This is a genomic window from Cellulomonas sp. Root485, assembly GCF_001426705.1.
Lineage (GTDB): Bacteria > Actinomycetota > Actinomycetes > Actinomycetales > Cellulomonadaceae > Cellulomonas.
The window spans coordinates 491,299-517,647 of the sequence record NZ_LMFC01000001.1 but is presented as its reverse complement, the minus strand read 5'-3'; the positions used below and the strand labels follow the sequence as shown (position 1 = coordinate 517,647).

The 26,349-nt window shown below is 70.5% G+C and carries 19 protein-coding genes; 6 read left to right on the top strand and 13 right to left on the bottom strand.

Going from position 1 to position 26,349, the window contains the following annotated elements; genetic code table 11:
- Positions 1 to 37 precede the first annotated feature (37 nt).
- Both purU and ASD16_RS02570 read left to right on the top strand, forming a co-directional pair.
- Positions 38 to 901 (top strand): formyltetrahydrofolate deformylase, encoded by an 864-nt coding sequence (purU, locus tag ASD16_RS02575; protein ID WP_055912446.1) that lies wholly within the window; start codon positions 38 to 40, stop codon positions 899 to 901.
- A gap of 49 nt (positions 902 to 950) precedes the next feature.
- The gene (locus ASD16_RS02570; RefSeq protein WP_055912444.1) at positions 951 to 2,312 is read left to right on the top strand and encodes a PHB depolymerase family esterase; all 1,362 of its coding nucleotides are present in this window, start codon (positions 951 to 953) and stop codon (positions 2,310 to 2,312) included.
- 79 nt (positions 2,313 to 2,391) lie between these two features.
- On the opposite strand, the gene ASD16_RS02565 is transcribed toward ASD16_RS02570, so the two are convergent.
- From ASD16_RS02565 to ASD16_RS02550, 4 genes are read right to left on the bottom strand one after another with little or no spacing between them, the layout of a single operon-like run.
- The gene (locus ASD16_RS02565) at positions 2,392 to 3,564 is read right to left on the bottom strand and encodes a sugar ABC transporter permease (protein ID WP_055912442.1); all 1,173 of its coding nucleotides are present in this window, start codon (positions 3,562 to 3,564) and stop codon (positions 2,392 to 2,394) included.
- Positions 3,561 to 4,301, bottom strand: a complete 741-nt coding sequence (locus ASD16_RS02560) for an ATP-binding cassette domain-containing protein (protein WP_055912440.1) — start codon at positions 4,299 to 4,301, stop codon at positions 3,561 to 3,563. Before ASD16_RS02560 ends, ASD16_RS02565 begins: the two co-directional genes overlap by 4 nt.
- Entirely contained in the window at positions 4,298 to 5,374 is a 1,077-nt protein-coding gene (locus ASD16_RS02555; protein ID WP_055912438.1) for a substrate-binding domain-containing protein, read from the bottom strand. The genes ASD16_RS02560 and ASD16_RS02555 overlap by 4 nt, the downstream gene beginning before the upstream one ends.
- Positions 5,371 to 6,555, bottom strand: coding sequence for an ROK family transcriptional regulator (locus tag ASD16_RS02550; RefSeq protein ID WP_055912436.1), 1,185 nt, complete (start codon positions 6,553 to 6,555; stop codon positions 5,371 to 5,373). The genes ASD16_RS02555 and ASD16_RS02550 overlap by 4 nt, the downstream gene beginning before the upstream one ends.
- 406 nt (positions 6,556 to 6,961) lie before the next feature.
- On the opposite strand from ASD16_RS02550, the gene ASD16_RS02545 reads away from it, so the two are divergent.
- The 4 genes from ASD16_RS02545 to ASD16_RS22150 all read left to right on the top strand — a co-directional run bounded on the left by ASD16_RS02545 (position 6,962) and on the right by ASD16_RS22150 (position 11,390).
- Positions 6,962 to 8,254: an ABC transporter substrate-binding protein gene (locus tag ASD16_RS02545; RefSeq protein WP_055912434.1), complete on the top strand. Its 1,293-nt coding sequence runs from the start codon at positions 6,962 to 6,964 to the stop codon at positions 8,252 to 8,254.
- Positions 8,255 to 8,406: 152 nt separating this feature from the next.
- Positions 8,407 to 9,312 carry a carbohydrate ABC transporter permease gene (locus ASD16_RS02540; RefSeq protein WP_055912432.1) on the top strand — a complete coding sequence of 302 codons (906 nt, stop codon included), beginning with the start codon at positions 8,407 to 8,409 and terminating at the stop codon, positions 9,310 to 9,312.
- The gene (locus tag ASD16_RS02535) at positions 9,309 to 10,205 is read left to right on the top strand and encodes a carbohydrate ABC transporter permease (RefSeq protein WP_200942811.1); all 897 of its coding nucleotides are present in this window, start codon (positions 9,309 to 9,311) and stop codon (positions 10,203 to 10,205) included. Before ASD16_RS02540 ends, ASD16_RS02535 begins: the two co-directional genes overlap by 4 nt.
- An 828-nt stretch (positions 10,206 to 11,033) precedes the next feature.
- Positions 11,034 to 11,390, top strand: a complete 357-nt coding sequence (locus ASD16_RS22150; RefSeq protein WP_235523077.1) for a hypothetical protein — start codon at positions 11,034 to 11,036, stop codon at positions 11,388 to 11,390.
- Positions 11,391 to 11,444: 54 nt separating this feature from the next.
- Here the strand turns inward: ASD16_RS22150 and ASD16_RS02525 are convergent, their stop codons facing one another.
- The 9 genes from ASD16_RS02525 to ASD16_RS02485 form a co-directional block, all read right to left on the bottom strand.
- Positions 11,445 to 12,227, bottom strand: a complete 783-nt coding sequence (locus ASD16_RS02525; protein WP_055912429.1) for an ATP-binding cassette domain-containing protein — start codon at positions 12,225 to 12,227, stop codon at positions 11,445 to 11,447.
- A 78-nt stretch (positions 12,228 to 12,305) separates the two neighbouring features.
- Positions 12,306 to 13,499, bottom strand: coding sequence for an ROK family transcriptional regulator (locus tag ASD16_RS02520; protein ID WP_055912427.1), 1,194 nt, complete (start codon positions 13,497 to 13,499; stop codon positions 12,306 to 12,308).
- A 66-nt stretch (positions 13,500 to 13,565) separates the two neighbouring features.
- Positions 13,566 to 14,747, bottom strand: coding sequence for a multiple monosaccharide ABC transporter permease (gene mmsB / locus ASD16_RS02515; RefSeq protein ID WP_055912426.1), 1,182 nt, complete (start codon positions 14,745 to 14,747; stop codon positions 13,566 to 13,568).
- On the bottom strand, positions 14,744 to 16,282 hold the full coding sequence (gene mmsA, locus ASD16_RS02510) for a multiple monosaccharide ABC transporter ATP-binding protein (protein WP_055912424.1): 1,539 nt from the start codon (positions 16,280 to 16,282) through the stop codon (positions 14,744 to 14,746). Before mmsA ends, mmsB begins: the two co-directional genes overlap by 4 nt.
- Before the next feature lie 114 nt (positions 16,283 to 16,396).
- A complete protein-coding gene (chvE, locus tag ASD16_RS02505) occupies positions 16,397 to 17,539 on the bottom strand; it encodes a multiple monosaccharide ABC transporter substrate-binding protein (RefSeq protein ID WP_055912421.1) in 1,143 nt (380 codons plus the stop codon).
- Positions 17,540 to 17,879: 340 nt separating this feature from the next.
- Positions 17,880 to 23,690, bottom strand: coding sequence for a pullulanase-type alpha-1,6-glucosidase (gene pulA, locus ASD16_RS02500; protein ID WP_055912419.1), 5,811 nt, complete (start codon positions 23,688 to 23,690; stop codon positions 17,880 to 17,882).
- A 148-nt stretch (positions 23,691 to 23,838) separates the two neighbouring features.
- The gene (locus tag ASD16_RS02495) at positions 23,839 to 24,561 is read right to left on the bottom strand and encodes a cysteine hydrolase family protein (RefSeq protein WP_055912417.1); all 723 of its coding nucleotides are present in this window, start codon (positions 24,559 to 24,561) and stop codon (positions 23,839 to 23,841) included.
- On the bottom strand, positions 24,558 to 25,118 hold the full coding sequence (locus ASD16_RS02490) for a cysteine hydrolase family protein (RefSeq protein ID WP_055912415.1): 561 nt from the start codon (positions 25,116 to 25,118) through the stop codon (positions 24,558 to 24,560). The genes ASD16_RS02495 and ASD16_RS02490 overlap by 4 nt, the downstream gene beginning before the upstream one ends.
- Before the next feature lie 50 nt (positions 25,119 to 25,168).
- Positions 25,169 to 26,329, bottom strand: coding sequence for a BMP family ABC transporter substrate-binding protein (locus ASD16_RS02485; protein WP_055912413.1), 1,161 nt, complete (start codon positions 26,327 to 26,329; stop codon positions 25,169 to 25,171).
- Between the last annotated feature and the right edge of the window lie 20 nt (positions 26,330 to 26,349).

Sequence of the window (26,349 nt, the reverse complement as noted above, 5' to 3'; positions counted from 1 at the left end):
TGTCAGCCGATCCGCGCGACCACTACTCTCGGACCTCGTGTCCTCGGTCTCGCTCGATCCCACCCACCTCGTCCTGACGCTGTCCTGCCCGGACCGCCCGGGAATCGTGCACGCGGTCGCGGGGCTGCTCGCCGAGCACGGGGGGAACATCACCGAGTCGCAGCAGTTCGGGGACCCGCTGTCGGGCCTGTTCTTCATGCGCGTGCAGGTCACGGCCGCCACACCGCGCGCCGAGCTGGAGGCGTCGTTCGCCCCGGTGGCGCGGCAGTTCGAGATGGAGTGGTCGCTCGACGTGGTGGGCCGGCCGGTCCGGACGCTCGTCATGGGCTCCACCGCGGCGCACTGCCTGAACGACCTCGCGTTCCGGCAGCGGTCCGAGAACCTGCCGATCGAGCTGGTCGCCGTCGTGTCCAACCACACCGCGCTGCGTCCGCTCGCCGAGTTCTACGACATCCCGTTCCACCACGTCCCGGTGACGTCCGCGACCAAGGCGCAGGCAGAGGCGCGGCTGCTGGAGCTGGTCGAGGAGCTGGACGTGGAGCTCGTCGTGCTGGCGCGCTACATGCAGATCCTGTCCGACGACCTGTGCCGCACGCTGGCCGGCCGGGTCATCAACATCCACCACTCGTTCCTGCCGTCGTTCAAGGGCGCTCGCCCCTACGCGCAGGCGCACGAGCGCGGGGTCAAGCTCATCGGCGCGACCGCGCACTACGTCACGGGCGACCTCGACGAGGGGCCGATCATCGAGCAGGACGTCGAGCGCGTCGACCACTCCCGGCACGTCGAGGACCTGGTCGCGCTCGGGCAGGACGTCGAGCGGCGCGCCCTGGCGCGGGCGGTGCGCTGGCACGCGGAGCACCGGGTCCTGCTCGACGGGCACCGCACGATCGTCTTCCGCTGAAACGCTTCGCTGACTGACCTGCGCAGACGCCCTCGGGCACGCTCCGAGGATGACATCGTCCCTGCGCCGCGCCGTCGCGGCCGCCACGACCCTCGCCCTCGGCATCGTCGGGCTCGCCGCCGCCGCGCTGACCACCGCACCCGCCGCGCAGGCCGCCTCCCTGGTCAGCGTCTCCAGCTTCGGGAGCAACCCCGGCCAGCTCGGCATGAGCCTGTTCGTGCCCGACTCCCTGCCGGCCAAGCCGGCCGTGCTCGTCGCCGTGCACTACTGCACGGGAACCGCGCAGGCGATGTACGACGGCTCGCAGTTCGACGAGCTGGCCACCAGGTACGGGTACATCGTCATCTACCCGCAGGCCAACCGGAGCGGGAGCTGCTTCGACGTGAGCTCGTCGGAGGCGCTGCGGCACGGCGGCGCGAGCGACCCGACGAGCATCGTGTCGATGGTCCGGTACGTGCAGCAGAGGTACACCACCGACACCAGCCGGGTGTTCGTCACCGGGGTGTCGTCCGGCGCGATGATGACCCAGGTCCTGCTGGCCACCTACCCGGACGTGTTCGCCGCCGGCTCGGCGTTCGCGGGCGTCCCGGCCACGTGCTTCGCGACGTCCTCTCCCCCGCCGGGCACCGGCTCGCAGGCGCCGTGGAACAGCGACTGCTCCGGCGGTCGCCTGGTGCGCACCGGGCAGCAGTGGGGTGACCTCGCGCGCGCCGCGTACCCCGGCTACACCGGGGCCCGGCCGCGCGTGCAGCTGTGGCACGGGTCGCAGGACACGACGCTGAGCTATGTGAACCACGGCGAGGCGATCAAGCAGTGGACCAACGTGCTGGGCGTCAGCGCGACGCCGGCGTCGACCGACTATCCCGCGAGCAACCAGGTCCGGACGCGGTACGGCGCCACGGGCGACCGGGCGCCCGTCGAGGCGATCACCTTCCAGAACGTCGGCCACAACCTGCCCGTCGACGCGGCCGCGGCGATCCACTTCTTGGGGCTGGACTCGACGACGACCCCGCAGCCGACGACCCCGCAGCCGACGACCCCGGCACCGACCACACCGGCGCCCACCACACCGGCACCGACGTCGAGCCCGACGCCCGCGATCGCGTGCAGCGTGGCGTACTCCGTGAACCAGTGGAACACCGGGTTCACGGCGAACATCACCGTGAAGTCCAACGTGTCGCTCAACGGCTGGACGCTGACCTGGACGTGGCCGTCGGGTCAGGTCGTGACGCAGGCGTGGAGCTCGGTCACCACGCAGACCGGGTCGTTCGTCTCGGCGAAGAACGCGGCGTGGAACAGCTCGATCCCCGCGGGCGGGTCGTTCCAGTTCGGCCTCAACGGCTCACACACGGGCACCAACACCGCCCCGACGAACTTCGTGCTGAACGGGGCCCCCTGCTCACGCGGCTGACCCCGGCATGAGCGTGAAGACTTCGTCCTGCCCAGCGGGACGAAGTCTTCACGCTGTCGGGCGCGTCGTGCCCAGGAGGTCAGGCCTCGCGCGCCCGGCGCTGGAGGGCGTCGATGGTGACGGCGACCGCCAGGACCAGGCCGGTGACGACCAGGCGGGCGGACTGGTCGAGGTTGAGCAGGGTGAGCCCGGTCGAGATGGACTGGACGACGAGGATGCCCACCAGCGCGGACCACGCCGATCCCCGCCCGCCGAACAGGCTGGTCCCGCCGATCACCGCGGCAGCGATCGCGGTGAGGTTGGTGTCGCCGGCCCCGCTGCCCTGGTTCGCCGCCGCGAGCCGGCCCACGGCCAGCACCCCGCCGAGCGCGGCGAGCGTCGAGCACGCGACGAACGCGGACACGAACACCCGGCGCACGGGCACCCCGGCCTTGCGCGCCGCCTCGGCGTCGCCTCCGACGGCCCGGACGAAGCGACCCCAGCGCGTCCGGCGCAGCATCAGGTCCGTGAGCGCCACGAGCCCGACGAACAGCGCGAAGACCGCACCGACGCCCCGGTTGGTGCCGAGGTAGGCGACCACGAGCGACAGCCCGGCTGCGAGCGCCACGACCCGGGCCACGACCTGCCACAACGGCGCGACGGGCAGCTCGGCGCGCAGGCGGCGCACCCGGTCGGTCATCCGGCCGGCGGCGTACCCGGCCACGACGAGCGCGACGATCACCCACGACGTCGCGGGTGCCAGGAACGCGGTCTGGCAGAACCGCACCAGCCACCACTCGAACGGCAGGTTCACGGAGCCGGTGGGGCCGAGCACACGCATCTGCAGCCCGGTGATCACCAGCAGGCCGGCCAGGGTGAACACGAAGCTGGGGACCGCCAGCCGCGTGTGCAGGGCCGCGTAGATCGACCCGACGAGCACACCGACCGCGAGCGCGGCCAGGACCGCGAGCACGAGCGGCCAGCCCAGCTGGACGGAGCCGACGGCGACGACGGCGGCGGCCAGGCCGGAGACGGCCCCGACGGACAGGTCGATCTGCCCGACGTGCAGCGTGAGGACCACGCCGAGGGCGATCACCCCGGTCGCGGCGGACTGCTGCGTGAGGTTGACCAGGTTGTCCGCGGACAGGAAGTGCGGGTTGAGCACCTGGAACACGAGCCCGATGAGCACGAGGACCACGGCGACGGGCAGGACGCCGAGGTCACCCGTGCGCAGGCGCTGCCAGGTGGATGCGGCCAGGCCGAGGTCGCTCATCGCTGGATCCCCGTCACCGCGGCGAGCAGCTCTTCGTAGCTGGTCTTGGCGGCGTCGAACTCCCCGTTGGTGCGGCCGAGCCGCAGGACCACGATGCGGTCCGCGACGGCCTGCACGTCGGCCAGCGAGTGGCTGGTCAGCAGGACGCCGTGCCCGCGCTCGCGCAGCCGCTCGACCAGCGTGAGGAACTCGGCCGTCTGCCGCAGCCCGAGCGCGGCGGTCGGCTCGTCGAGGACGATCACCCGGGGCTCGCCCAGCAGGGAGCGCGCGATCGCGACGGCCTGCCGCTGCCCGCCGGACAGCGCCGCGACCGGCACCCGGACCGACGGCACCCGGGCGGCGAGCTGGTTGAGCAGCTCCCACGCGTGCTTCTCCATCGTGACCTCGTCGAGCAGCAGCCCACGCTGGGCCTCGTGCCCGAGGTAGAGGTTCTCGACGACGTCGAGGTTGGCGCACAGCGCGAGGTCCTGGAACACCGCAGCGATCCCGAGGCCGCGCGCGACCGACGGGTCCGACAGGGTGACAGGGCTCCCGTCGACGAGCACCTCGCCCTCGTCAGGGACGAGCGCACCGGTCAGCGCGCCGACGAGGGTGGACTTGCCGGCGCCGTTGTCACCGATCACGGCGACGACCTCGTGGGCGTGCACCTGCAGGTCCACGTCGACGAGCGCGCGTGCGGCGCCGTAGCTCTTGGACACCCCGCGCAGCGCGAGGACGGGTCCGTTCACGACAGTCATGGTGACTCCCCGTCGAGCAGGCCTGCGGCGGTGCAGGCGTCGGTGTAGGGCTCCACGCAGATCTCCTCGGTGGTGTAGACGCCGCCGTCGACGATGACGCGGCGCACGTTGTCCACGGTCACGGGCACGGGGCTGAGCAGCAGCGCCGGCACGCCCTGCACGCGGGAGCTGGTGACCGGCACCTCTCCGTGCACCACGCGCACGGCGAGCTCGGCGGCGGTGCGCGCCTGCTCGCTGATCGCCTTGTACACGGTCATCGACTGGTCGCCGGTGACGATCCGCTGGATCGCGGCGAGCTCGGCGTCCTGCCCGGTGACCGGCGGGACCGGATCGAGCCCGGCGGCCTTCATCGCGGAGATCGACCCGCCTGCGGTGCCGTCGTTCGCGGCGTACACGGCGTCCACCTGTCCGGCGTACTGCGTGAGCTGGCCGGTCACCCACTCCTGCGCCTTGTCGGGGCTCCAGTCGGGGGTGTCGTAGGCGGCGAGCACCTCGATCGGGGCACCCGCGAACGCGTCCGCGACCCCGGCCTCGAGCGCCGCGGAGTTCGGGTCGGTGGGCGACCCGTTGACCAGGAGCACGCCCTGCGGCGGGTCGGCGGGCCCGGTCCGCCCGACGGCCAGCTCGCGGACCAGCGCCTCGCCCTGGAGCCGGCCGATCCGCCGGCTGTCGAACGAGACGTAGTAGTCGAGGTCGGCGTCGGCGATAAACCGGTCGTAGGCGATGACGGGCACCCCGCGGCGGTGCGCCTGCCCGACGATGCTCACGGCCGCCGCGGCGTCGACCGCGTCGAGCACGAGGACGCCGGCGCCCTGGGTGAGCGCCGACTCCGCCTGCTGCTGCTGCGCGGCCGCGTCCTGGTTGGCGTTGGCGTAGATGACCGTGCAGTCCGGGCAGCGGTCGGCGACGACCTTCTCGAACTGCGGGCGGTCCACGGCCTCGTAGCGGGCGGTCTTCGACTCCGGGAGCAGCAGCGCGATCACCTGGTCGGAGGGGGCGGCACTCTGCGGGGCCGCTGCGCACCCCGCCAGCGCGAGCAGCAGGGCGACGACGGCGAGGAGCGCGCGGGTCACACGACCACCGCCCCGGCACCGGCGATCGTGACCGTGTCGAGCGCCACCGCGAGCGCCCCGCGCACCTCGGCCGCGGCGCCGAGCTCCGCGCCGACCACGGGCACGGGTCCGGCGGTGCTGGGGATGGTGCGCTGGGTGAGCGCCGCGCGCAGGGGCTCCAGGAGCATCTCCCCCGCGTCCGCGAGCTCGCCGCCGACCACGAGGAGCTCCGGGTCGAACAGGTTGCACACGCCTGCGGCGGCCACGCCGAGGTGGTGCCCGGCGTCGGCGATGACACGTCGGCACCCCGCGTCCCCCGCTGCTGCCTGCGCGATGACGTCACGGATCGTGAGGTTGCCGTGGCTGGGACGCAGCATGTCGAGCAGGACCGGGGCCCCGACGTACATCTCCAGGCAGCCGCGGTTCCCGCACCGGCAGATGGGGCCCTGGTCGTCGATCGTGGTGTGGCCGATCTCGCCGGCGGCACCGACGCGGCCGTGGAAGACCTCACCGCCGAGCACCAGGCCCCCGCCGACGCCGTGGGAGGCCCGGACGTAGACGACGTGCTGCTTGCCGCGGGCGGCACCGAGGCGGACCTCCGCGAGCGCGCCGAGGTTGGCGTCGTTGTCGATGTACACGGGCAGGCCCAGCCGGTCGCCGAGCAGCTGGGGCACCGCGGCGCCGTCCCACCCCCGGAGCATGCCGAGGGAGGACAGCTGCCCGGTGCGGACGTCGACGGGCGCCGGCACCCCGACGCCGACCGCCAGCACCTCGGACAGCACGGCGTCGACGGAGTCCACCATCTCGGTCAGGAGCAGCGCCGCGCGCTCGAGCCCTTGATCCGCCCGGTGGTCGGGCGGGAGCGGCATGCGCTGCTCCGCGACGATCCGGTGCGCCACGTCGGACAGCGCCACCCGCAGCGAGCGCGTGCCGAAGTGCATGCCCGCGACGAGCCCGAGGTTGCGGGCGAGCGTCACCTGCTGCGCGCGGCGGCCGCTGCGCGAGGTGGGTGCGGTGTGCAGGACGCCGGCGGTCGTCAGCTCTTTGACGATGTTGGACACGGTGGCCGGGGACAGGCCGGTGACACCGGCCAGCTCGACCTGCGTGAGCGACCCACGCTGCTGGACGGCGCTGACGATCCGCGCCCGGTTGGCTTCACGCAGTGAAGTCTGGGAGCCAGGTGTACCCCGGTCATTGCCCACGCGCGAAGGATACACACGCTCAATCTCGCCCCCGTGGGGACTGCTCGGGACGCGCGGTGGATGCCGTCGACCCGCGTCGACGAGGCGGACCGGACAGCGCGGCGACCTGCGCAGATGCTGCCGGAATGCGCCTGTCGCGGCTTCTGTCGGCATCCGGGCGATCCCTCCGTCTCCACAGGGTGAACCTCAGATCACGATTCGGCTTCGCATGCGTTCACTTCTTGACTTCAATGATTCGAGGCCGATGAGATGTGACCCGGATCGGGCGAGGCGCACTGACGAGCCTCCGCCCGATCGGCCGGTCGGCGCTCCTGCACCGCCGGACGAGCACCCTCGGGCCGGGAAACCCCACCCGGCCAGCAGCAGCACCCAGATTCATCCACGGCAAAGAAGGCGTAGGAGTCACATGCGTACAGCACGCAAGTTCACCGCCATGGCCGCAGGTCTCGCCGTCGCCAGCCTCGCGCTGGCAGCGTGCAGCTCCGGCGACACGGGCGACGACACGGGCAGCGGGAAGAGCGAAGAGGTCGAGGTCTTCACCTGGTGGGCCAGCGGCTCCGAGAAGCTCGGCCTCGACGCCCTCGTGGGCGTGTTCGAGGTCCAGAACCCGGACGTCGAGTTCGTCAACGGCGCCGTCGCCGGCGGTGCCGGCTCCGCGGCCAAGGACCTGCTCCAGTCGCGCCTGCAGGCCAACGACCCCCCGGACACGTTCCAGGCCCACGCGGGCGCCGAGCTGACCGACTACATCAACGCCGGCCAGGTCGAGGACGTCTCGGCCCTGTACGACGAGTTCGGTCTGCGCGACGCGTTCCCGGCCGACCTGGTCGAGCGCCTCACCGTCGACGGCAAGATCTACTCGATCCCGTCGAACATCCACCGCGCGAACGTCGTCTGGGCCAACACCCAGCTCCTCACGGACTCGGGTCTCGACCCCGCCGCGACGTACGCCACGCTCGACGACTGGTTCGTCGCGCTCGACACCGTCCGGGAGAAGACGGGCCGCACGCCGCTGTCGCTGGCGACCACGTGGACCCAGGTCAACCTGTTCGAGACCATCCTCCTGTCCGACCTGGGCGCCGACGGCTACAACGGCCTCTGGGACGGGTCGACCGACTGGTCCAGCCCCGAGGTCACCGACGCGCTCGCCGACTTCGAGAAGCTCATCAGCTACACCAACGAGGACCGTGACGGCCTCGACTGGCCCGACGCGACCCAGCAGGTCATCGACGGCAACGCCGCGTTCAACGTCATGGGCGACTGGGCCGTCGCGGCGTTCGAGGAGGCCGGCAAGAAGTCTCCGGCCGACTACGTCTACATGCCGGTCCCCGGCACCGACGGCGTCTTCGACTTCCTGGCCGACTCGTTCACGCTGGCCGTGGGTGCCCCGCACCCCGTCGGCGCCAAGGCGTGGCTGAAGACGATCGGGTCGCTCGACGGGCAGGTCGCGTTCAACAAGGCGAAGGGCTCGATCCCCGCCCGCAACGACGCCAAGCCCGAGGACTTCTCGGCCTACCAGCAGTCCGCCATGGCGTCGTTCGGTCAGGACACCATCGTGTCCTCGCTGGCGCACGGTGCCGCGGCGCCGACCGCCTGGGCGAACGCGATCTCGGACGCCACCAGCAAGTTCACCACCGGTGGCGGCGACCTCGCCGGCTTCCAGGCGGACCTCGTGGCCGCCGCCGCGGCCAACGCGAGCTGATCCGGCTCACCGCGTGACCGGTCCCGTCCCGGCCCTGGGTGACACCAGGGCCGGGACGGGTCCGCGTCCCGCACCGCAGCACCGCACGCCCCGGGTCGGTCGCTCCGACCGCCCGACCCGTCCGCTCGTTCGTCACGACTCAGGAGGCACTCGTGCCCCGACAGATCCGCACGTGGGGCCCACCCCTCCTGCTCATCTCGCCGACCTTGATCCTGCTCGGCGTCTTCGTCTACGGACTCCTCACCATCAACGCGACGACGTCGATGAAGGACATCCACAACGCCGCCCAGGCGAACGGTCGTGAGCCCGTCAGCTTCGTGTGGTTCCAGAACTACATCGACCTGTTCGGCTCCGAGGAGTTCCAGCACTCGCTGAAGAACCTCGTGATCTACACCGTCGTCTTCCTCGCGGGGACGATTATCTTCGGGTTCCTCTGGGCGTGGCTGCTGGACCGCCCGGTGCGGTTCGAGGGCCTCTTCCGGTCCATCTACCTGTTCCCGATGGCCGTCTCGTTCGTCGCGTCCGGCGTCGTGTGGCGCTGGCTGCTGAACTCCAACCAGGGTGAGAACGCGTCCGGCCTCAACCGGCTGTTCCAGATGATCGGCCTGCCGTTCCTGCAGAACAACTGGTGGAACAACGTGGACGTCGGCATCGCGGCCATCGCGATCCCGGCCATCTGGCAGCTGTCCGGCTACGTGATGGCCCTCTTCCTGGCCGGCTTCCGCGGCGTCCCCGAGGAGCTGCGCGAGGCCGCCCGCGTGGACGGCTCCTCCACCTGGCAGATGTACCGCTACGTGATCTTCCCGCAGCTGAGCCCCGTCGCCCTGTCCGCCGTGATCATCGTCGGCCACATGTCGCTCAAGGCGTTCGACCTGATCATGTCGATCTCGAAGCCGGCGAACTACCAGACCAAGGTGCCCGCGATCGACATGTACGTCTTCAAGTCGAGCTTCGACTACTCCAACGCCGCCGCCGTCGGCGCGATCCTGCTCGTGATCGTCGCGGTGCTGATCGTCCCGTACCTGGTGCACCTCAACCGGACGGAGACGCACAAGTGACCGTCGTGACCCCCGCCGAGCTCACCGCCCCCCTCGGCGCACCGCAGACCATCGAGCCGCCGAAGACGACCGGCCGCTTCTCCAAGGGCAGGACCGCCAAGTACGCCCTGCTCATCTTCTTCACGCTGCTCGTCCTGATCCCCGTGTACGTGCTCGTCGTCACCAGCTTCAAGGGCCAGGGCGACGCCTCCCCCGCACGTGCGTGGAACCTCCCGCAGGTGTGGGTGACCGAGAACTGGACCGGCGCGTGGCAGGCCCTGTCGCCGGCGCTGTGGCGCACGTTCCAGATGGTCGTCCCGGCCGCGATCATCTCGTCGTTCCTCGGCTCGATGAACGGCTTCGTGCTGGCACGCTGGCGCTTCCGGGGTGCCGACATCGTCTTCACCCTGATCCTGTTCGGGATGTTCATCCCGTACCAGGCCGTGATGATCCCGCTGCTGCAGCTCATGCTCGGCGCCGGCATCCCCTCGGGCGTCCCGTCGCTGATCATCCTGCACGTCATCTACGGCCTGCCGATCACGACGCTGATCTTCCGCAACTACTACATGTCGATCCCCGACGAGCTGGTCGAGGCCGCACGCGTGGACGGTGCAGGGATGCTGCGGACCTACTGGTCCGTCGTCCTGCCGATCTCGATCCCCAGCTTCGTGGTCGTGCTCATCTGGCAGTTCACCTCGGCGTGGAACGACTTCCTCTTCGCCGTGTTCTTCTCCTCCAGCCAGAACGGCCCGGTCACCCTGGCACTCAACAACCTGGCCAACGGTGCGCTGCTCACCAACTACGGCATCTCGATGGCGGGCGCCCTGCTCGCGTCGCTGCCCACGCTGCTGGTGTACGTCCTGCTCGGGAAGTACTTCATCGGCGGTCTGATGTCCGGGTCGGTCAAGGGCTGACGCCCCTGGCGCGACCACCCGCCGCGGTCTCCGCAACCCGGCACAGCCGAAGGGCCCCCGACGTCGCCTGTCGGGGGCCCTTCCGTGCGCGACACCTCGGGCGCAGGGATGGTGGAGCTACCGGCACCGCGGCAGAAGGAGATCCGAACTCGATGTAACCCGAGCGGGGAAACGTGGTCGCCGAGACGTTCATCGTCGCGTGACGTCGACATGGCGACGTCCCCCTCGACCCCCTGCCCTGGCTTCTGGTGGTTGCGCGGCACACCATCTCCAACCAGAACCGCGCCGCCGCTCGAAGGCCCGTCCTCGCCGACTGGCTGCCCCCGGAGCTGCACGCGACCGACGAGCCGGCCCGCGAGGTCGTCGAGAGACAGGCCTACCTCGCGGCGATGGCATCGCTCTCGTCGGACGACCGCGAGGCGCTCCTGCTGACGGCGTGGAACGGGCTGTCGCCGGCCGCTGCCGCCCAGGTCGCCGGTTGCTCCTCCACAGCGTTCCCCGCCCCTGCCCGTCGACGCTGCCGGGCTGGCGCAGGCACGCGCACGGGTGCAGCTGGCGCAGGACTCCCTACCGATCGCGGACGAGCCGACGTCATCGACACCGAGCCGCTCGATGCGCAGGTGGTGGGCCCTGGTCCCCGCCGTTGCAGCGGCGTCCGCGGTGGTCTTCGCCGTGTCGACGTCGACGGCAACCTCTGCACTCGCCACCTGGACCGCCGTCCCGACGAAGCCGTCATCGCAGGTCGCCGCCGCTGCCGCGAGCTCGTGCAAGGAATCCGCACCAGCGGAGGCGGCGCCCACCATCATCGAGCAGCGAGGCACCGTGGCCATGGTGCTCCTCGTCGACCAGAGCTGGACGGCGGCGTGCGTGTGGAGCGACGTCGACCAGTCGTCAGTGGCCGGATCGATCGAGGAGCTGGGACCGTCGCCTACCGGTGGCGACGTCACCATCACGACACAGCTCAGCACCTGGTCCGACGTGGACGGCGCATGGACCGCCATCCATGGGCGCGTGGGGCCGGACGTCGCCGAGGTCGTCGTGACGCGAGACTCTGGCGAGCCGGTCACTGCCACCGTGGATGGTGGGCGGTTCGCCGCCTGGTGGCCCGGGAATGCCGCCGCGGCGAGTGTCGCGCCGTACGGGGTGGACGGAACCGCGCTTCCAGTCGCCCTCGCCGGCCGGTGACGACAGCACCCCAGCATCCGCGACCGTGGGCGGTCCGCGTGGTGCGCAGCGCCGTCAGCGCAGCGCGGCCATCCGGCGGAGCATCTCGTTGTCCTGGGTGGTCGCGCCGGTGATCGCCGCGAGGATCGACTCGTAGCTGGCCGTGTCGGCGTCGAACGAGCCGTTGTTGCGGCCGTGGCGCAGGACCACGATGCGGTCGGAGACGGCGCGCACGTCGTTCATGTTGTGGCTGATGAGGATCACGCCGTGCCCCAGGTCGCGCAGCCGCTCGATGTACGTGAGGACCTCGGCCGTCTGGGCGACGGAGAGGGCCGCCGTGGGCTCGTCCAGCACCACGAGGCGCGGTGATCCGATGAGGGTGCGCGCGATCGCGACGGCCTGCCGCTGGCCCGCGGACAGCTCGGACAGCGGGGTGCGCACGGAGGGGATGCGCAGGGTGAGGTCCCGCAGGATCCCCCGCGCCATCTGCTCCATGCGGCCGTCGTCGAGAAGGGCACCGTCGGTGAGCTCGCGGCCGAGGAAGATGTTCGACGTCACGTCGAGGTTGCCGCACAGCGCGAGGTCCTGGAAGACGGTCGCGATGCCGAGGGTGTGTGCCGCGGACGGCGACGGGATCGTCTGCTCCTCGCCGTCGATCTCGATCAGGCCGGAGTCGGGCTGGAGGACCCCGGAGATCACCTTGGCGAGGGTCGACTTGCCTGCGCCGTTGTCGCCGACGAGCGCCACCACCTGGTGGGCGTAGACGTCCAGGTCGACGCCGACGAGGGCCTCGACCGCTCCGAACCGCAGGCTGATCTGCCGGAGGGACAGCAGCGGGACCCGTGGGTTCTCGCTCATGACCTCACCTGCTCCTCGTTGGGCACGTAAGTGCAGTGAAACCCCGCCCGGTGCGTGCGTCAATGCGCCATCTCCTGTTCACCCGCGCGCCTCGTCCCCCACGGAGCGCGCCTGCTCGTCGGACCTGACCACGAAGTCGGTGGAGCGCAGGACGAGCTCGAGCGCACCGACGACCTCCGCGCGCTGGCCGAGCTCGGCCGGGACGACCTCGAGCGGCGCGATCTGGTTGAGCAGCACGCGCTGGCGGATCGCCTCACGCAGGGGGCTCAGCAGGAGCTCCCCGGTCTCGGCGAGCTCTCCCCCGACGACGATGCACTGCGGGTTCACCGCGGTCGCGAGCCCGGAGACCACCTCGCCGATGATCGAGCCGGCGTCCGCGACCACGCGGGCACATCCCGGGTCACCCTCGATCGCCCGCTGGATCACGTCGCGCAGCGCGAGCGTGCCGTGGCTGGACCGGAGCGGCTCGAGCAGCGCGGGGCCGCCGACGACCGTGTCGAGGCACCCGCGGCTGCCGCACCGGCAGATGTCTCCCTGCGGGTCCACCTGGACGTGACCGATCTCGCCGGCCGTCCCGCCGAACCCCCGGTGCACCTGGCCGCCGATGACGATCCCGGCGCCGGTCCCGTGCGACGCCCGCACGTAGACCGAGTCGCGGTACGCCCGGGACGCGCCGTGCGTGCTCTCGGCGAGGGCGCCGAGGTTCGCGTCGTTGTCGACGAACACCGGGCAGCCCAGCCGCTTGGACAGGACGTGGCCGACGTGGATCTCGTCCCAGCCGCGCATGATGCCGCGCACGGAGACCATGCCGGTGGCGCTGTCGACGGGGGCCGGCAGACCGATGCCGATCCCGACGACCTCGTCGAGCGTCGATCCCACGCGCTCGAGCAGGTCCGCCACGAGCAGTGCCGCGCGGTCCAGGCTCGTGTCGAGGCGGTGCTCGTTCGGCAGCGGGAGGGTCTGCTCGGCGACGACCTCGTTCATGACGTCGCCGAGCGCGATCCGCATGTGCCGCGGCCCGATGTGGATGCCGACGGCGAGACCCACCCGGTGGGCGATCGTGACCATCTGGGCACGACGCCCGCTCCGGGTGGTGTTCCGGGTGTCGACCACCCCGGCGGCGAGCAGCTCCTTGACGATCGTGGAGACCGTGGCCGCCGACAGGCCCGTCGACCCGGCGAGCTCGACCTGCGTGAGCCCGCCGTGCCGGTGGACGGTCTCGACGATCAGCGCGCGGTTGGCCTCACGGAGCGAGGACTGCGAGCCTGACATCGCAACCCGCCCTCTCACGCCCGCGACTATAGCCGCGGGCCTCGTCCGTGCTGGTCAACGAGCCGATCAGCGAGCCGCGCCTGCGCGCCGCTTGTTGTAGATGTCGAACGCGACGGCGAGGAGCAGGACGAGCCCCTTGACCATCTGCTGCACCGACTGGTCGATGCCCATGAGCTGCATGCCGTTGCTCATGACGGCCATGATCAGACCACCGACCATGGCGCCGGTCACCCGACCGACACCGCCGGTGGTCGACGCGCCACCGATGAAGCAGGCGGCGATGGCGTCGAGCTCGAACATCTCGCCCGCGCTGGGCTGTGCACCGTTGGACCGCGACGAGTAGACCACGCCGGCCACGGCGGCGAGCATGCCCATGTTGACGAAGATCCAGAAGTTGACGTGCTTGACCTTCACGCCGGACAGCTGCGCGGCGGACAGGTTGCCGCCGATCGCGTAGACGTGGCGGCCGAACACGGTCTTCGTGGTGACGATCTGGTACGCGATGACCAGGATGCCGAGGATGATCAGGACGATCGGCAGGCCACGGCTGCGGGCCAGCTGGTAGGTGAAGGCCATGCCGACGAGGCCGACCAGGACGAGCTTCGTGATGAAGATCGGCATCGACTCGACGACCTGCTGGTACTTGATCCGGCCGAGCCGGGCCCGGTACTGGCTGAACGCGTAGCCGAGCACCGCGATCGCACCGATGACCAGCGTGAACACGTCGATGCCCTGGCCGCCCAGGAAGCCGTTGAGGAAGCCACCGGCGATCTTCTGGTACTCCGCGGGGAACGGCGACAGGGAGATGTTGCCGAGCACCTGCAGCGTCATGCCGCGGAAGAGCAGCATGCCGGCCAGGGTCACGATGAACGCCGGGATCCCGACGTACGCGACCCAGAAGCCCTGCCACATGCCGACCAGGAGCCCGACGGCGAGTCCGGCGAGGACGCCGACCCACCAGGGCAGGCCCCGCTGGATGACGACGACCGCCGAGACAGCACCCGTGAGCGCGACCACCGACCCGACGGACAGGTCGATGTGGCCGCCGATGATCACGATGACCATGCCGATCGCGAGGATCAGGATGTAGGAGTACTGCAGGACGATGTTGGTGACGTTGCCCGGGCTGAGCAGCACACCGTCGGTGAGGATGGTGAAGAGGCCCACGATCGCGACGAACGCGACGTAGATCCCACTCTGGCGCAGGTTCCTCGTGAAGAGGTCCTTCAGGCCTGCCATGGCGGTCATCGAACCTGGTCCTTTTCCTTGGTCATGAGTTCCATCAAGTTCTCCTGGGTCGCCTGCTCCTTGGGGAGCACGCCGGTGATCCGGCCGGCGGAGAGCGTGTAGATCCGGTTGCAGATGCCGAGCAGCTCGGGCAGCTCCGAGGAGATGACGAGGACGGCCCTGCCCTCCTCGGCGAGACGGTTGATCAGGGTGTAGATCTCGTACTTGGCCCCGACGTCGATGCCACGGGTGGGCTCGTCGAGGATGAGCACCTGCGGGTCCGTGTAGAGCCACTTGCTCAGCACGACCTTCTGCTGGTTGCCGCCGGACAGCTTGCCCGACAGCGCCAGCACCGTGGGTGCCTTGATGTTCATGCTCTGCCGAAAGCTCTCGGCGACCTTGATCTCCTCGTTGCTGTTCACCCAGCCTCCGCGCGAGACCTTCGACAGGTTCGCGGCGGAGATGTTCGTCCGGATGTCCTCGATGAGGTTCAGGCCGTACTTCTTGCGGTCCTCCGTGGCGTACGCGATGCCGTGCTTGATCGCCTCGGAGACGGTGGCGACGCGGATCTCCTTGCCGTGCAGGAAGACCTTGCCGGTGATGTGGCTGCCGTAGGAGCGGCCGAACACGGACATCGCGAGCTCGGTGCGCCCGGCGCCCATGAGTCCGGCCAGGCCGACGATCTCGCCCGCGCGCACCGTGAGGTTGGCGCCGTCGACGACGATGCGGTCCGGGTCGGTGGGGTGGTGCACGGTCCACTCCTCGATCCGCAGCACCTCCTCGCCGATGTGCGACTCGTGGGGCGGGAACCGGTGCCCGAGGTCGCGGCCGACCATCCCGCGGATGATGCGCTCCTGCGTGACCTCGTCGGCCACCATGTCGAGCGTCTCGACCGTGCGGCCGTCGCGGATGATCGTCGTGGTGTCGGCGATCTCGGCGATCTCGTTGAGCTTGTGGGAGATCATGATCGAGGTCATGCCCTGCGCCTTGAGCTGGCGCAGGAGGCCCAGCAGGTGCTCGGAGTCGTTGTCGTTGAGGGCGGCCGTCGGCTCGTCGAGGATCAGCAGCTTGACCTCCTTCGACAGCGCCTTGGCGATCTCGACGAGCTGCTGCTTGCCGACGCCCAGCTGTCCGACGGGGGTGACCGGCAGCTCGTCGAGGCCGACGCGCGCAAGGAGGGCCACGGCCTCGGAGTTGGCGACGTTCCAGTCGATGAGCCCGCGGCGCGAGCGCTCGTTGCCGAGGAAGATGTTCTCGGCGATCGACAGGTAGGGCACCAGCGCGAGCTCCTGGTGGATGATCACGATGCCCTTGGCCTCGGAGTCGTTGATCGACCCGAACTGGACCTCGTCCCCGTCGAAGAGGATCGAGCCGTCGTACGTGCCGTGCGGGTAGACGCCCGACAGCACCTTCATCAGCGTCGACTTCCCGGCGCCGTTCTCACCGCAGATCGCGTGGATCTCGCCACGCTGGACCGACATCGACACGTCCTGCAGCGCCTTGACGCCGGGGAAGGTCTTCGTGATGGCTTGCATCTCGAGAATGGAGTTGGCCATGGGGCTTCCACCTTCGTCGTGCAGGGTGCCGCCGTCGGCACCCCTCGTGGGGGGCGACCCGGGCCGACCGGCACCGTGTGGGTGCCGGCCGGCCGCAGGTCAGGACGGTACGGGTCAGGCCTGGCCGCTGGCGACCTGGTCCTCGGTCCAGTAGCCCGAGTCGATCAGGAGCGACTGGATGTTGTCCTTGTAGACGATGTCCGACTTGAGGAGGAAGGACGGGACGACCTTGACGCCGTTGTCGTACGTCTCGGTGTCGTTGGCCTCCGGCTCCTCACCGGCGAGGAAGGACTGCGCCGAGACGACAGCCTGCTCGGCGAGCTTGCGGGTGTCCTTGAAGATCGTCGAGAACTGGACGTCGTCGTTGATCAGCTTGACCGACGCGATCTCCGCGTCCTGGCCGGTGACGACCGGCAGGCCCTGGGCGAGCGTCGGGCCGTAGCCGGCGTTCTGCAGCGCGGTGATGATGCCGCGGGACAGGCCGTCGTACGGGGACAGGACGCCCTGCACCTTGCTGCCGTCGGAGTACGTCGACGTCAGCAGGTCCTCCATGCGCTTCTGGGCGGTCTCCTGCAGCCAGCGCAGCGTCGCGACCTGCTCGATGTCGGTCTGGCCCGACTTCACGACGAGCGTGCCGGCGTCGATGTACTCCTGCAGGGTGTCCATCGCGCCCTGGTAGAAGAAGTGCGCGTTGTTGTCGTCCAGCGAGCCCGCGAACAGCTCGACGTTGAACGGGCCGGCCGCGTCGCCCTTGGAGCCGTCGGCGTTGAGCACGCCCAGCCCGACGAGCAGCGACGTCGCCTGCTGGACGCCGACCTTGTAGTTGTCGAACGTCACGTAGAAGTCGACGTTCTCGCTGTCGCGGATCAGGCGGTCGTACGCGATGACGGGGATGTTCGCGTCGGCCGCGGCCTGCAGCTGGGTGGCCAGCGCGGTGCCGTCGATCGAGGCGATGATCAGCAGGTCGGCGCCCTTGGTGATCATCTGGTCGATCTGCTGCTGCTGGGTCGGGATGTCGTCGCCGGCGAACTGCAGGTCGACCTTGTAGCCGGCGTCCTTCAGACCCTTCTCGACCGCGTCGCCGTCGGCGATCCAGCGCTCGGAGGTCTGCGTCGGCATGGCGACACCGACCGTGAGGTCGGCCGGGTCTGCCGCGGCGCCCGTCGAGTCGTCGGTGCTCCCGGCACCGCTGCCCGAGCAGGCGGCCAGTCCGAGTGCGACGACCGCACCCATTGCCGCGATGGTGATCCGTCGCATTGCTTGCTCCTTCTCATCGTTGAGAGGTCCGGTGATCGGACCTGACGAGCTCGGGTTCGTCGGCCGCGGGCAGCGTCTGCGCTGCCTCGTCCGGTGTCCCGGCCGCGTTCTCCGGCGTGGCCGGTGATCGCTGCGGTGCTCACTTTCTTCTCTTCGAGTCTCGAAGTCAAACTCTCCTGAACGGCGGAGTGATTACAAATTCATCACGATGTGAACGCCAACATCACGGTTATCTCACGATCTGTCGCCAGTTTGGCTTCGCAGCGCGAACCTATCAGGCCCCAAAACGGACAGCGCGACGGGCCCGAGACCGAGGTCAGGGGCCCGTCGCGGGACGTCGTCAGCTGCGCTGGCCGCCCCACCAGCCCCGGACCGAGTCCCACCAGCCGTGGCCGTGGCCCCAGGTCGCGTGGTTCTCGACCAGCACCGCCACGGTCCGCGGCGGGACCGTCACCGTACCCGTCGCCTTGTCCCAGGTCGTGCCCTTGACCACCGGGTCGCTGCCCTTCGCCTGGACCGGCGACAGGGTCAGCTTGTGGCCCACCAGCGACGACACGGTCTGCGTGGTCGCCTCGTCGGACGCGTTGACCACGACCAGGACGCCGTCGAGCTTCTTGTCCACGTCCTTGGTCCACCACCGCGTCGCCGGGTCCCAGCCGGGCTCGTCGTCGATCGTCATGACGACCACACCGGGATCGGCGTCCGGACCCGAGCCGGGGAAGCCGACCTTCTGCTCGATCAGGTCGGCCGAGCCGAGCCGGAACAGCGGCGTCGAGAACCGCAGCTTCAGCAGGTCGTCGGCAGCCTTCGACGCCGTGGCGATGTCCGCCGGGGTCGGCTTCAGCGCCGGGTCGGCCAGCAGCGGCTGCTGGAACGGCCACTTGGCCGCGTTGTCAGGCGCCGGGGGCAGACCGCGGCCGAAGCCGTTGTCCTGGCCGGACAGGTCGAGCAGGTTGAACCAGTCGCCCGAGTTGTAGCTGTTGCGGTCGAGCGACTTGCTGCGCAGCAGGTCGGCGCCCGCGTGCCAGAACGAGGGCGTCTGGGCCAGGGCCGTCGTCGCCAGCGAGACGGTGTTCATGCGCACGCGGTCCGCCATCGGGGTGTCCGTAGGCAGCTTGTACGTGAGCGAGTCCCACAGCGTCTCGTTGTCGTGGGCGTCGACGTAGGTGATGACCTCCTCCGGGGAGTCGGCGTACCCGGCCGGCTGACCGTTGTAGTCGAGCTCCTCCCCCGTCTGAACGGTGCCTGCGCTGGTCAGGAAGGCGTAGTCGCGCAGGTTGCCCGCCATGCCGAGCCGGACCAGGTCGGCGTCGTGCGCCGCCCGGGCCAGCTGGTCGGCCGCCGAGCCGTTGATCGCGTCGCCGTTCGGGTCGGTGCCCCCGCCGGAGCCGAAGCCCTGGATGCGCGGGTTCTCGTCGAACGGGCCGCCGCCGCGGACCGCGTCGCGCAGCCGGTCGGAGAACGTTCCGATCCCCGTCCCGCCCAGCTGCCCCTGCGTGGCCTGCGTGAAGAGCCGGTTGTCGGCCACCTCGCCGAAGTTCCAGCCCTCGCCGTACAGGTAGACCTTCTTCCCGTCGACGCCGTCCTTCTTCGGTGTCAGCTTGTCCAGAGCGGTCCGGACGGCCTCCATGTTCTCCACGGAGTGGTGGCCCATGAGGTCGAACCGGAACCCGTCGACCTTGTAGTCCCGGGCCCACGTCACCACCGAGTCGACCATGGCCTTCTGCGCCATCGCGTGCTCCGTGGCGATGTTCTGGCAGCACGTCGAGGTCTCGACGTTGCCGGTCGCGTTGAGCCGCTGGTAGTAGCCGGGCACCACGCGGTCCAGCACGGACTGCGGCGACTGGCCGCTGGCCGTGGTGTGGTTGAACACCTGGTCGAGCACGACCTGCAGGCCGTCCGCGTGCAGCGCGCCGACCATCGTGCGGAACTCGGCGACGCGGGCACCGCCGTCCGCGTCGACCGCGTACGACCCCTCGGGCGTCGACCAGTGCAGCGGGTCGTAGCCCCAGTTGAAGCCGTCCGCGTCGGCCACCGCGGTGACGCAGGCCTGCTGCTGGTCGGAGTCCGGCGCGTACGACGCGAGGTCGCAGTCCGGCTGCAGCGGCTGTTCCTGCAACCTCCGGTCCTCCTGGATCGAGGCGATGTCGAACGTCGGCAGCAGGTGGACCGTCGTCAGGCCCGCCTTCTCGAGCTCACGCAGGTGCGCGCGGCCGTCGCCCTCGGTGCCGAACGCGAGGTAGGTGCCCCGCTTGGCGGCGGGGACCGTCAGGTCACTGATCGAGAAGTCCCGCACGTGCAGCTCGTAGATCGTCTGGTCCACGGGCCGCACCACCGGCTGCTTCGCCTTCTCCCACTCGCGCGGGCGGAACGCCTTGTCAGCGAGGTCCACCAGCACCGAGTGCGTCGAGTTGAGCGTGAGCGCCACCGAGTACGGGTCCGTGACCCGGTTGACCTCGACCTGGTCGGTCGTCGGCGCGTACACCGTGACCTCCCAGAGGTACCGCGCACCGGCCCAGGACTTCTTCCCGTCCACGGTCCACGAGCCGTCGTCCTGACGCGTCGCCGGGACACGCTGCTCCGTGCTCCCGGAGGAGACCAGCAGGTCGACCTTCTGGGCTGTCGGAGCCCACAGCGCGAGCGACGGGACACCCTTCTTCCACGTCGCGCCCAGGCTCCGCTTGCCGGCCTTCGCCGCGTACAGGTCGTCGAGCACGCCCGGGATCTGCACCCCGGTCGCCGCCTGGTACGTGCCGTCGGCCGCCGCCTGGGTGACCAGGAGCGCACCGCGCAGGAGCTCCGCGGCGGGTGTCCCGTCGGGCACGCGCAGGGCCAGGTAGCCCTCGAGCGCCGGGAAGCGCTCGAGCTGCTCGGCGGACAGACCGGCGGGGTCGTACGTGAGCGGCACCGCTGGGCCGTCGCCGAGGTCCGCCACGGACAGCCCACCGGTCGGCGAGCCGTGCAGCGCGAACGTGCTCTGTGCCGGGGTCGGCGCCCACGCCGCCGGCCAGGCGATCGTGCGTGCGTCGATCCAGTGCGCGCGCTCCTCACCCGAGCCGGGCAGCGGCGGGTCCGTGACCTCGATGGTCAGCACGTGCGTGGCCAGCACGTAGGAGAACGTCACCGGCTTGCCGCCCGGTGCGGAGAACGGGATGTTCGCCCCGTCGCGCACCCCGCCGGCACCGTAGTTCTCGGCCCAGCCGAGGTTGTGCGCGACCTTGACCTCGTACGCGCCCTCGGGCAGGTCCGGCGCGGTGAACGTGTACGTGCCGTCGCCGTCCAGGTCCTGCAGCCAGGACTTCAGGCAGTCCGGCATCCAGTCGCCGGAGCAGCCCAGCTCGCTGTTGTCGGAGCCGGGGACCGTGAGGATCGGGCCCTGAGCGGTCGACGTGAAGTAGTGCGTCGTGGCGTCGTAGTAGAACGTCACGGGACCGGCCGTGGTGACGGTGTACGCCGCGTTCGCGCCACCGGGGACGCCGCCCACGCCGTAGTTCTCGTCCCACGATCCGCCCACGGCGACCTTGTACTCGTAGCTGCCGACCGGCAGCGTGAACGTGCCCGAGTAGATGCCGTCGGCACGCTTGGTCAGCTGGGCGGCCTCGCAGTCCGGCTGCCAGTCGCCCGGGCAGCCCATCGCCGCGTTGTGGCTGCCGGGGACGGTGACGAAGAGGTCCTCGCCCGGGTCCGGGCCGGGGTCGACGACGCCGTCGACGGCCCCGCCGACGCTCGCGAACGTCGAGGCGGCGGAGCTGTGGCCCGCGGCGTCGACGGTCACCGCGCGGTACTCGACGAGCGCGCCGTCGGGCAGCCCCGTGACGGTGTGGAACACCCGCGGCGACGTGGTCTCGGCGGTCCCCAGCGGGGTCCAGCCGTCGTCGCCGAGCACGCGGTAAGCGAACGACGTCTGGCTCCACACGTCGTCCGCCACGGCGGCGGTGATCGCGACGTCGCCCGACAGACCGGCACCGGGCGTCGGGGCGGTGAGCGTGATGGCACCGGCGGACGCGGGAGCGCCGACCGTGCTGCCGGCCCGGAGCACGACCGCGCTCAGGGCGGGGATCGTCACCGAGACGGTGCCGTCGGCCGCCGCCGTCACGCCCGTCGACGTCCCGTACAGCGGCGCGAACGTCGCCCCCGGGGTCAGGGTGTCGATGGTGACGGTGGTCGCGCTGGTGCCGTTGTTCGTCGCGACGAGGTGCTCGACCTTCTCCGTGGCGTCGACCCGGCTGAACGCGTAGACCGCGCCGTCGGCGTACCGCTCGATCTGCGCGCCGGTGCCCAGCGCCGGGTGGGCGCTGCGCAGGGCGGCCAGCTCGGCGATGTGGTCGTACAGCGCGGAGTCGGTGTCGTACCGGTCGACGGAGCCCGCCAGGGTGCCGTCGAGCAGGTTCTGGTTCGCGTACTCGGACACCTGCGTCGCGAAGAGCGACTGCCGGGCGTCCTTGTCCCCGCCGGTGCCGACGAAGCCCTGCTCGTCGCCGTAGTAGACGACGGGCTGCCCGCGCGTGAGGTACATCAGCGAGTGCGCCAGCTCCGAGCGCTGCTCCCGGTTGTCCGCGTCCTTCACGAAGTAGCCGATGCGGCCCATGTCGTGGTTGCCGAGGAACGTGGGCAGCGCCTGCGCGTTCGTCGTCGGCGTGATGTACCGGTCGTCGCCCGCGTACAGCGCCGCCAGACCGCCCGACGAGAAGCCCTTGGCGTAGTTGCTGGCCGCCGACTGGAACGTGAAGTCGAGGACCGCGTTCATGTCGCTGTCGCGCAGGTACGGCGCGAGCTTGACCGGGTCGGCGTCGTAGACCTCGCCGAACATGAAGAAGTCGTCGTTGCCGATCGAGGCCGCGTGGTCGCGCACGCCCGTCGTGAACTTCTGCCAGAACTCGAAGTTCACGTGCTTGGCGGTGTCGATGCGGAAGCCGTCGACGCCCAGGTCGACCCACTGGTTGTACACGTCCACGAAGCCGTCCACGACCGCCGGGTTCTCGGTCATGAGGTCGTCCAGGCCGGAGAAGTCGCCGTACGTCGTCGACTCACCGCTGTAGGTCGAGTTCCCGCGGTTGTGGTAGAGCGTCGGGTCGTTCAGCCAGCCCGGGACCTTGACGTCGGCGTCCTCGGGGTCGATCACCGGCGTGTAGGGGAAGGAGGTGGCTGGGTCCATCGTCGGGAACGTGTCGGTGCCCGCGTAGGTGGCCGGGTCGAACTCGGTGCCCGCGGCGTCGGTGTACGGGCTGGTCGCCTGGTCGACATAGTCGTACTGGCCCTCGGCGTAGTCGATGACGTCGGCCGTGTGGTTGGTGATGATGTCGAAGTAGACGTCGATCCCGCGCGCGTGGGCGTCGGCGATCAGCGCCTCCAGCTCCGCGTTGGTGCCCAGGTGCGGGTCGATCTGCGTGAAGTCGGTGATCCAGTACCCGTGGTACCCGGCCGACACGTCCGCGCCGCTGCCCTGCACGGGACGGTTCTTGAACGACGGCGTGAGCCAGATCGCGGTCGTCCCGAGGCCCTCGATGTAGTCGAGCTGCTCGTGCAGGCCGGCCAGGTCGCCGCCCTCGTAGAAGCCCTTGTTCGTCGGGTCGTAGCCCGTGACCAGGCTGTCTCCGGTGAGCCCGCCCGTGTCGTTGGCGTCGTCGCCGTCCGCGAACCGGTCGGTCATGACGAAGTAGAACTGCTGGTCCGCGCCCGGGTCCCGCACCGGGTCCGCGACGAGGGCGTCGTCGGCGGGCGTGTAGTCGCCGCCCAGGTCCAGCGGCGTCAGCGCGATGCGGTGGGTGGTGTCGTCGTAGGTGAACCGCAGGCTCGACGGGCCGGCGACGACGAGCGGGATGTTCGCGTCGCCGCCGTCCTTGCCGTAGCTCTCGTCCCAGCTGTCGTCGATGGCGACCTTGTACTCGTAGGTGCCCGCGGGGACCGTGAAGTCGGCGGCGTACACCCCCGCGGTGCCGGTCGGGGCGAGCTCGCTCTCGGCGCACGCAGGCTGCCAGTCGTCGGGGCAGCCGATCTCGCTCTGCAGCGACCCGACGAGCGCGACCGTGCGGTCGGCGGCGACGGACGGGGTGGCGACGACGGCGACGAGCCCGACGCCGGCGACCGCGGCGGCGGTCAGCGCGGCGAGCGCTCGGGAGAGGGGGCGGACGGGGGCGTCGGCGGGCGACATGGCGACTCCTTCGTCTCCCCGCACGTCGATGTGCGGGGCAGGTGTCGCCGACCGTATCCGCTTGCAGCAACTTGCAGCAAGCGATACGGGCGAATCTCTGAAGACGGGAGGGAACGGACGCGCTCCCACACGCGCCCGCCGACGTCCGCTAGGGGGTCAGCGGGTTCGCCAGGGACGCCAGAAGTGCCGCCGAGTCCGCGACCGCGCCGAACACGCCGCCCTGCATCGTGACCATCTTCAGCGCCGCCAGGTAGTTGCCGTAGTCCGTGGCACCCGTGCAGTCGGACAGCAGCAGGCACTCGTACCCGCGGTCGTTGGCGTCGCGCATGGTGGTGTGCACGCAGACGTCGGTCGTGATGCCGGTGAGGATGATGTGCGTGATGCCCCGGCTGCGCAGGATCAGGTCCAGGTCGGTGGCGTAGAACGAGCCCTTGCCGGGCTTGTCGATGACGAGCTCCCCCGGCAGCGGTGCGACCTCGGGGACGATCTCCCAGCCCGGTTCGCCGCGCGTCAGGATGCGACCGCACGGGCCGTCGTCCCCGATGCCCGCGTTGATCCGCCGCGAGCGCCACAGCTTGTTGGCGGGCAGGTCCGAGAGGTCGGGCCGGTGCCCCTCGCGCGTGTGCAGGATGTGGAACCCCAGGTCACGGGCCACAGCGAGCATCGCCGCCGTCGGTGCCAGGCCCGCGCGGGTGAGCGACAGGTCGTAGCCCATCGCGTCGACATAGCCGCCGGGGCCGCAGAAGTCCTGCTGCCAGTCGATGTTCAGCACGGCCGTGGTGGCGGCGGAGAACGTGCCGTCGTACGGCCACGCGTAGGGGTCGGCCTCGACAGGACCGAAGGTGGTCGTGGTGGTCAGCAGCTCGGTCATGTCAGGGCTCCAACGGTCAGCTCGGCGGTGGACAGGGCGGCGATCACGTCAGCGCTGGTGCCGACGGCCCCGAAGATGCCGCCCGACATCTCGATGCTCGACACCGACGCCGCCACCAGGGCGGGGTCGATCGGCACGCACGCGTCGAGCACGAGCAGGCACTCGTACCCGCGGTCGTTGGCGTCGCGCATCGTGGAGTGCACGCAGGTCTCCAGCCCGACGCCGGTGAGCAGCAGGCGCCGGATGCGGCCGGTGCGGAGCACGAGGTCGAGATCGCTGGCGTAGAACCCGTCGACCCCGCCGGCGGTGAGGTCGAGGTCCGCGACACCGGCGGCGGCCTCGGACGGGATGCCGGGTGGGCGCACGGCACCGGGTGCGGGTGCCGTGGTGCGCACGACGATGACCGTGCCCCCCGCAGCGCGGACCGCGGCGGCGAGCGGCTCGGTGGCTGCGGGCGGCTCGACGCCGACGGGCAGGACGACGAGCAGCGCGGTGCCGCTGCCCCCGAGGTCGCCGTCGTACGGCCACGGGTAGGGCGTGGTGCCGGTGACGTGCATGGCCCCTCCAGGAAAGGGGCGGGGGCCGGTGGGACCGGCCCCCGCCAGGGTCAGGAGACGGTGCCGGTGACGCCCTGCACGAAGTAGTCCATCTGCTCGATGGTCTCGATCGGCGGGGTCTCGCCCTCGGGGACCGTCACGGTCCCGTCCTGCGCGGTGATCGGACCGGCGAACGGGCTGCCACCCGCCTCGAGGTCGGCGGCCGCGGCGGCGATGAGCGCCTTGGTCTCGTCGGTGACGCTCGGCCCGAACGCCGAGGCGACGAACGGGTTCTTGCCGCTGGCCATGTTCGCGCGGTAGTTGGCGTTGTACTCGCTGCCCGTGAAGTCACCGTCGATCGCCGTCTGCACGATGTCCGTGTACAGCGGACCCCAGTCCCACTCGGACCCCGTGAGCCAGCCCTCGGGCGCCAGCGACGACGCGTCCGCGTGGTAGCCGACCGTGTACGCACCGGCGGCCTCGGTCGCCTCGATGATCGTCTTGGTGCAGTCCTGGTGCTGCGTCATCACGTCGACGCCGGAGCTGAGCAGCGACGCCACCCGGTCGGCCTGCGTGGCCGGGTCGCACCAGCTGGTGGTCGAGACGGCGGTCACGTCGACGTCCGGCCGCACCGACTGCGCACCGAGCGTGAACGCGTTGATGTTGGCCAGCGTCTGCGGGATCGGGATGGCGTAGACGTAGCCGAGCTTGCCGGTCTGCGTCGCGGCCCCTGCGGCGATGCCGGCGAGGTACACGGGCTCGAACACGCTCCCGAAGTACGTGCCCATGTTGGCGGGCACCGGGTCGAGCAGACCGCCCTGGTGGACGACGACGACCTCGGGGTGCGCCTCGGCCACCTGCTTGGCGGCGTCGAGGTGGCCGTAGCTGGTGGCGAAGATGATCGTCGCCCCCTGCGCGACCATGCTCTCCATCGTCGTGGCGGCCGTGTCGTCCTCGGGGATGTTGTACGCCTCGAGGACGTCGAGGTCGGGGAACTGTTCGCGCAGCGCCTCGACGCCCTGGTAGACGGCCTGGTTGTAGCCGAAGTCGTCCTTCGGCCCGACGGCGATGACGCCGACCGTCGTGGCGTCGGCGCCGGGCGCCGAGTCCCCGGCCGGGGCAGAGCCGCCGGTCTCCGGGGAGCTGACGGCGGGGCTGCACGCGGCGAGGCTGCATGCGGTGATGACCACCGCCGCGACGAGACACACGCGTGCTGTTCGGGTGAGGCGCATGGTGATCCTTCCGGGGGGAG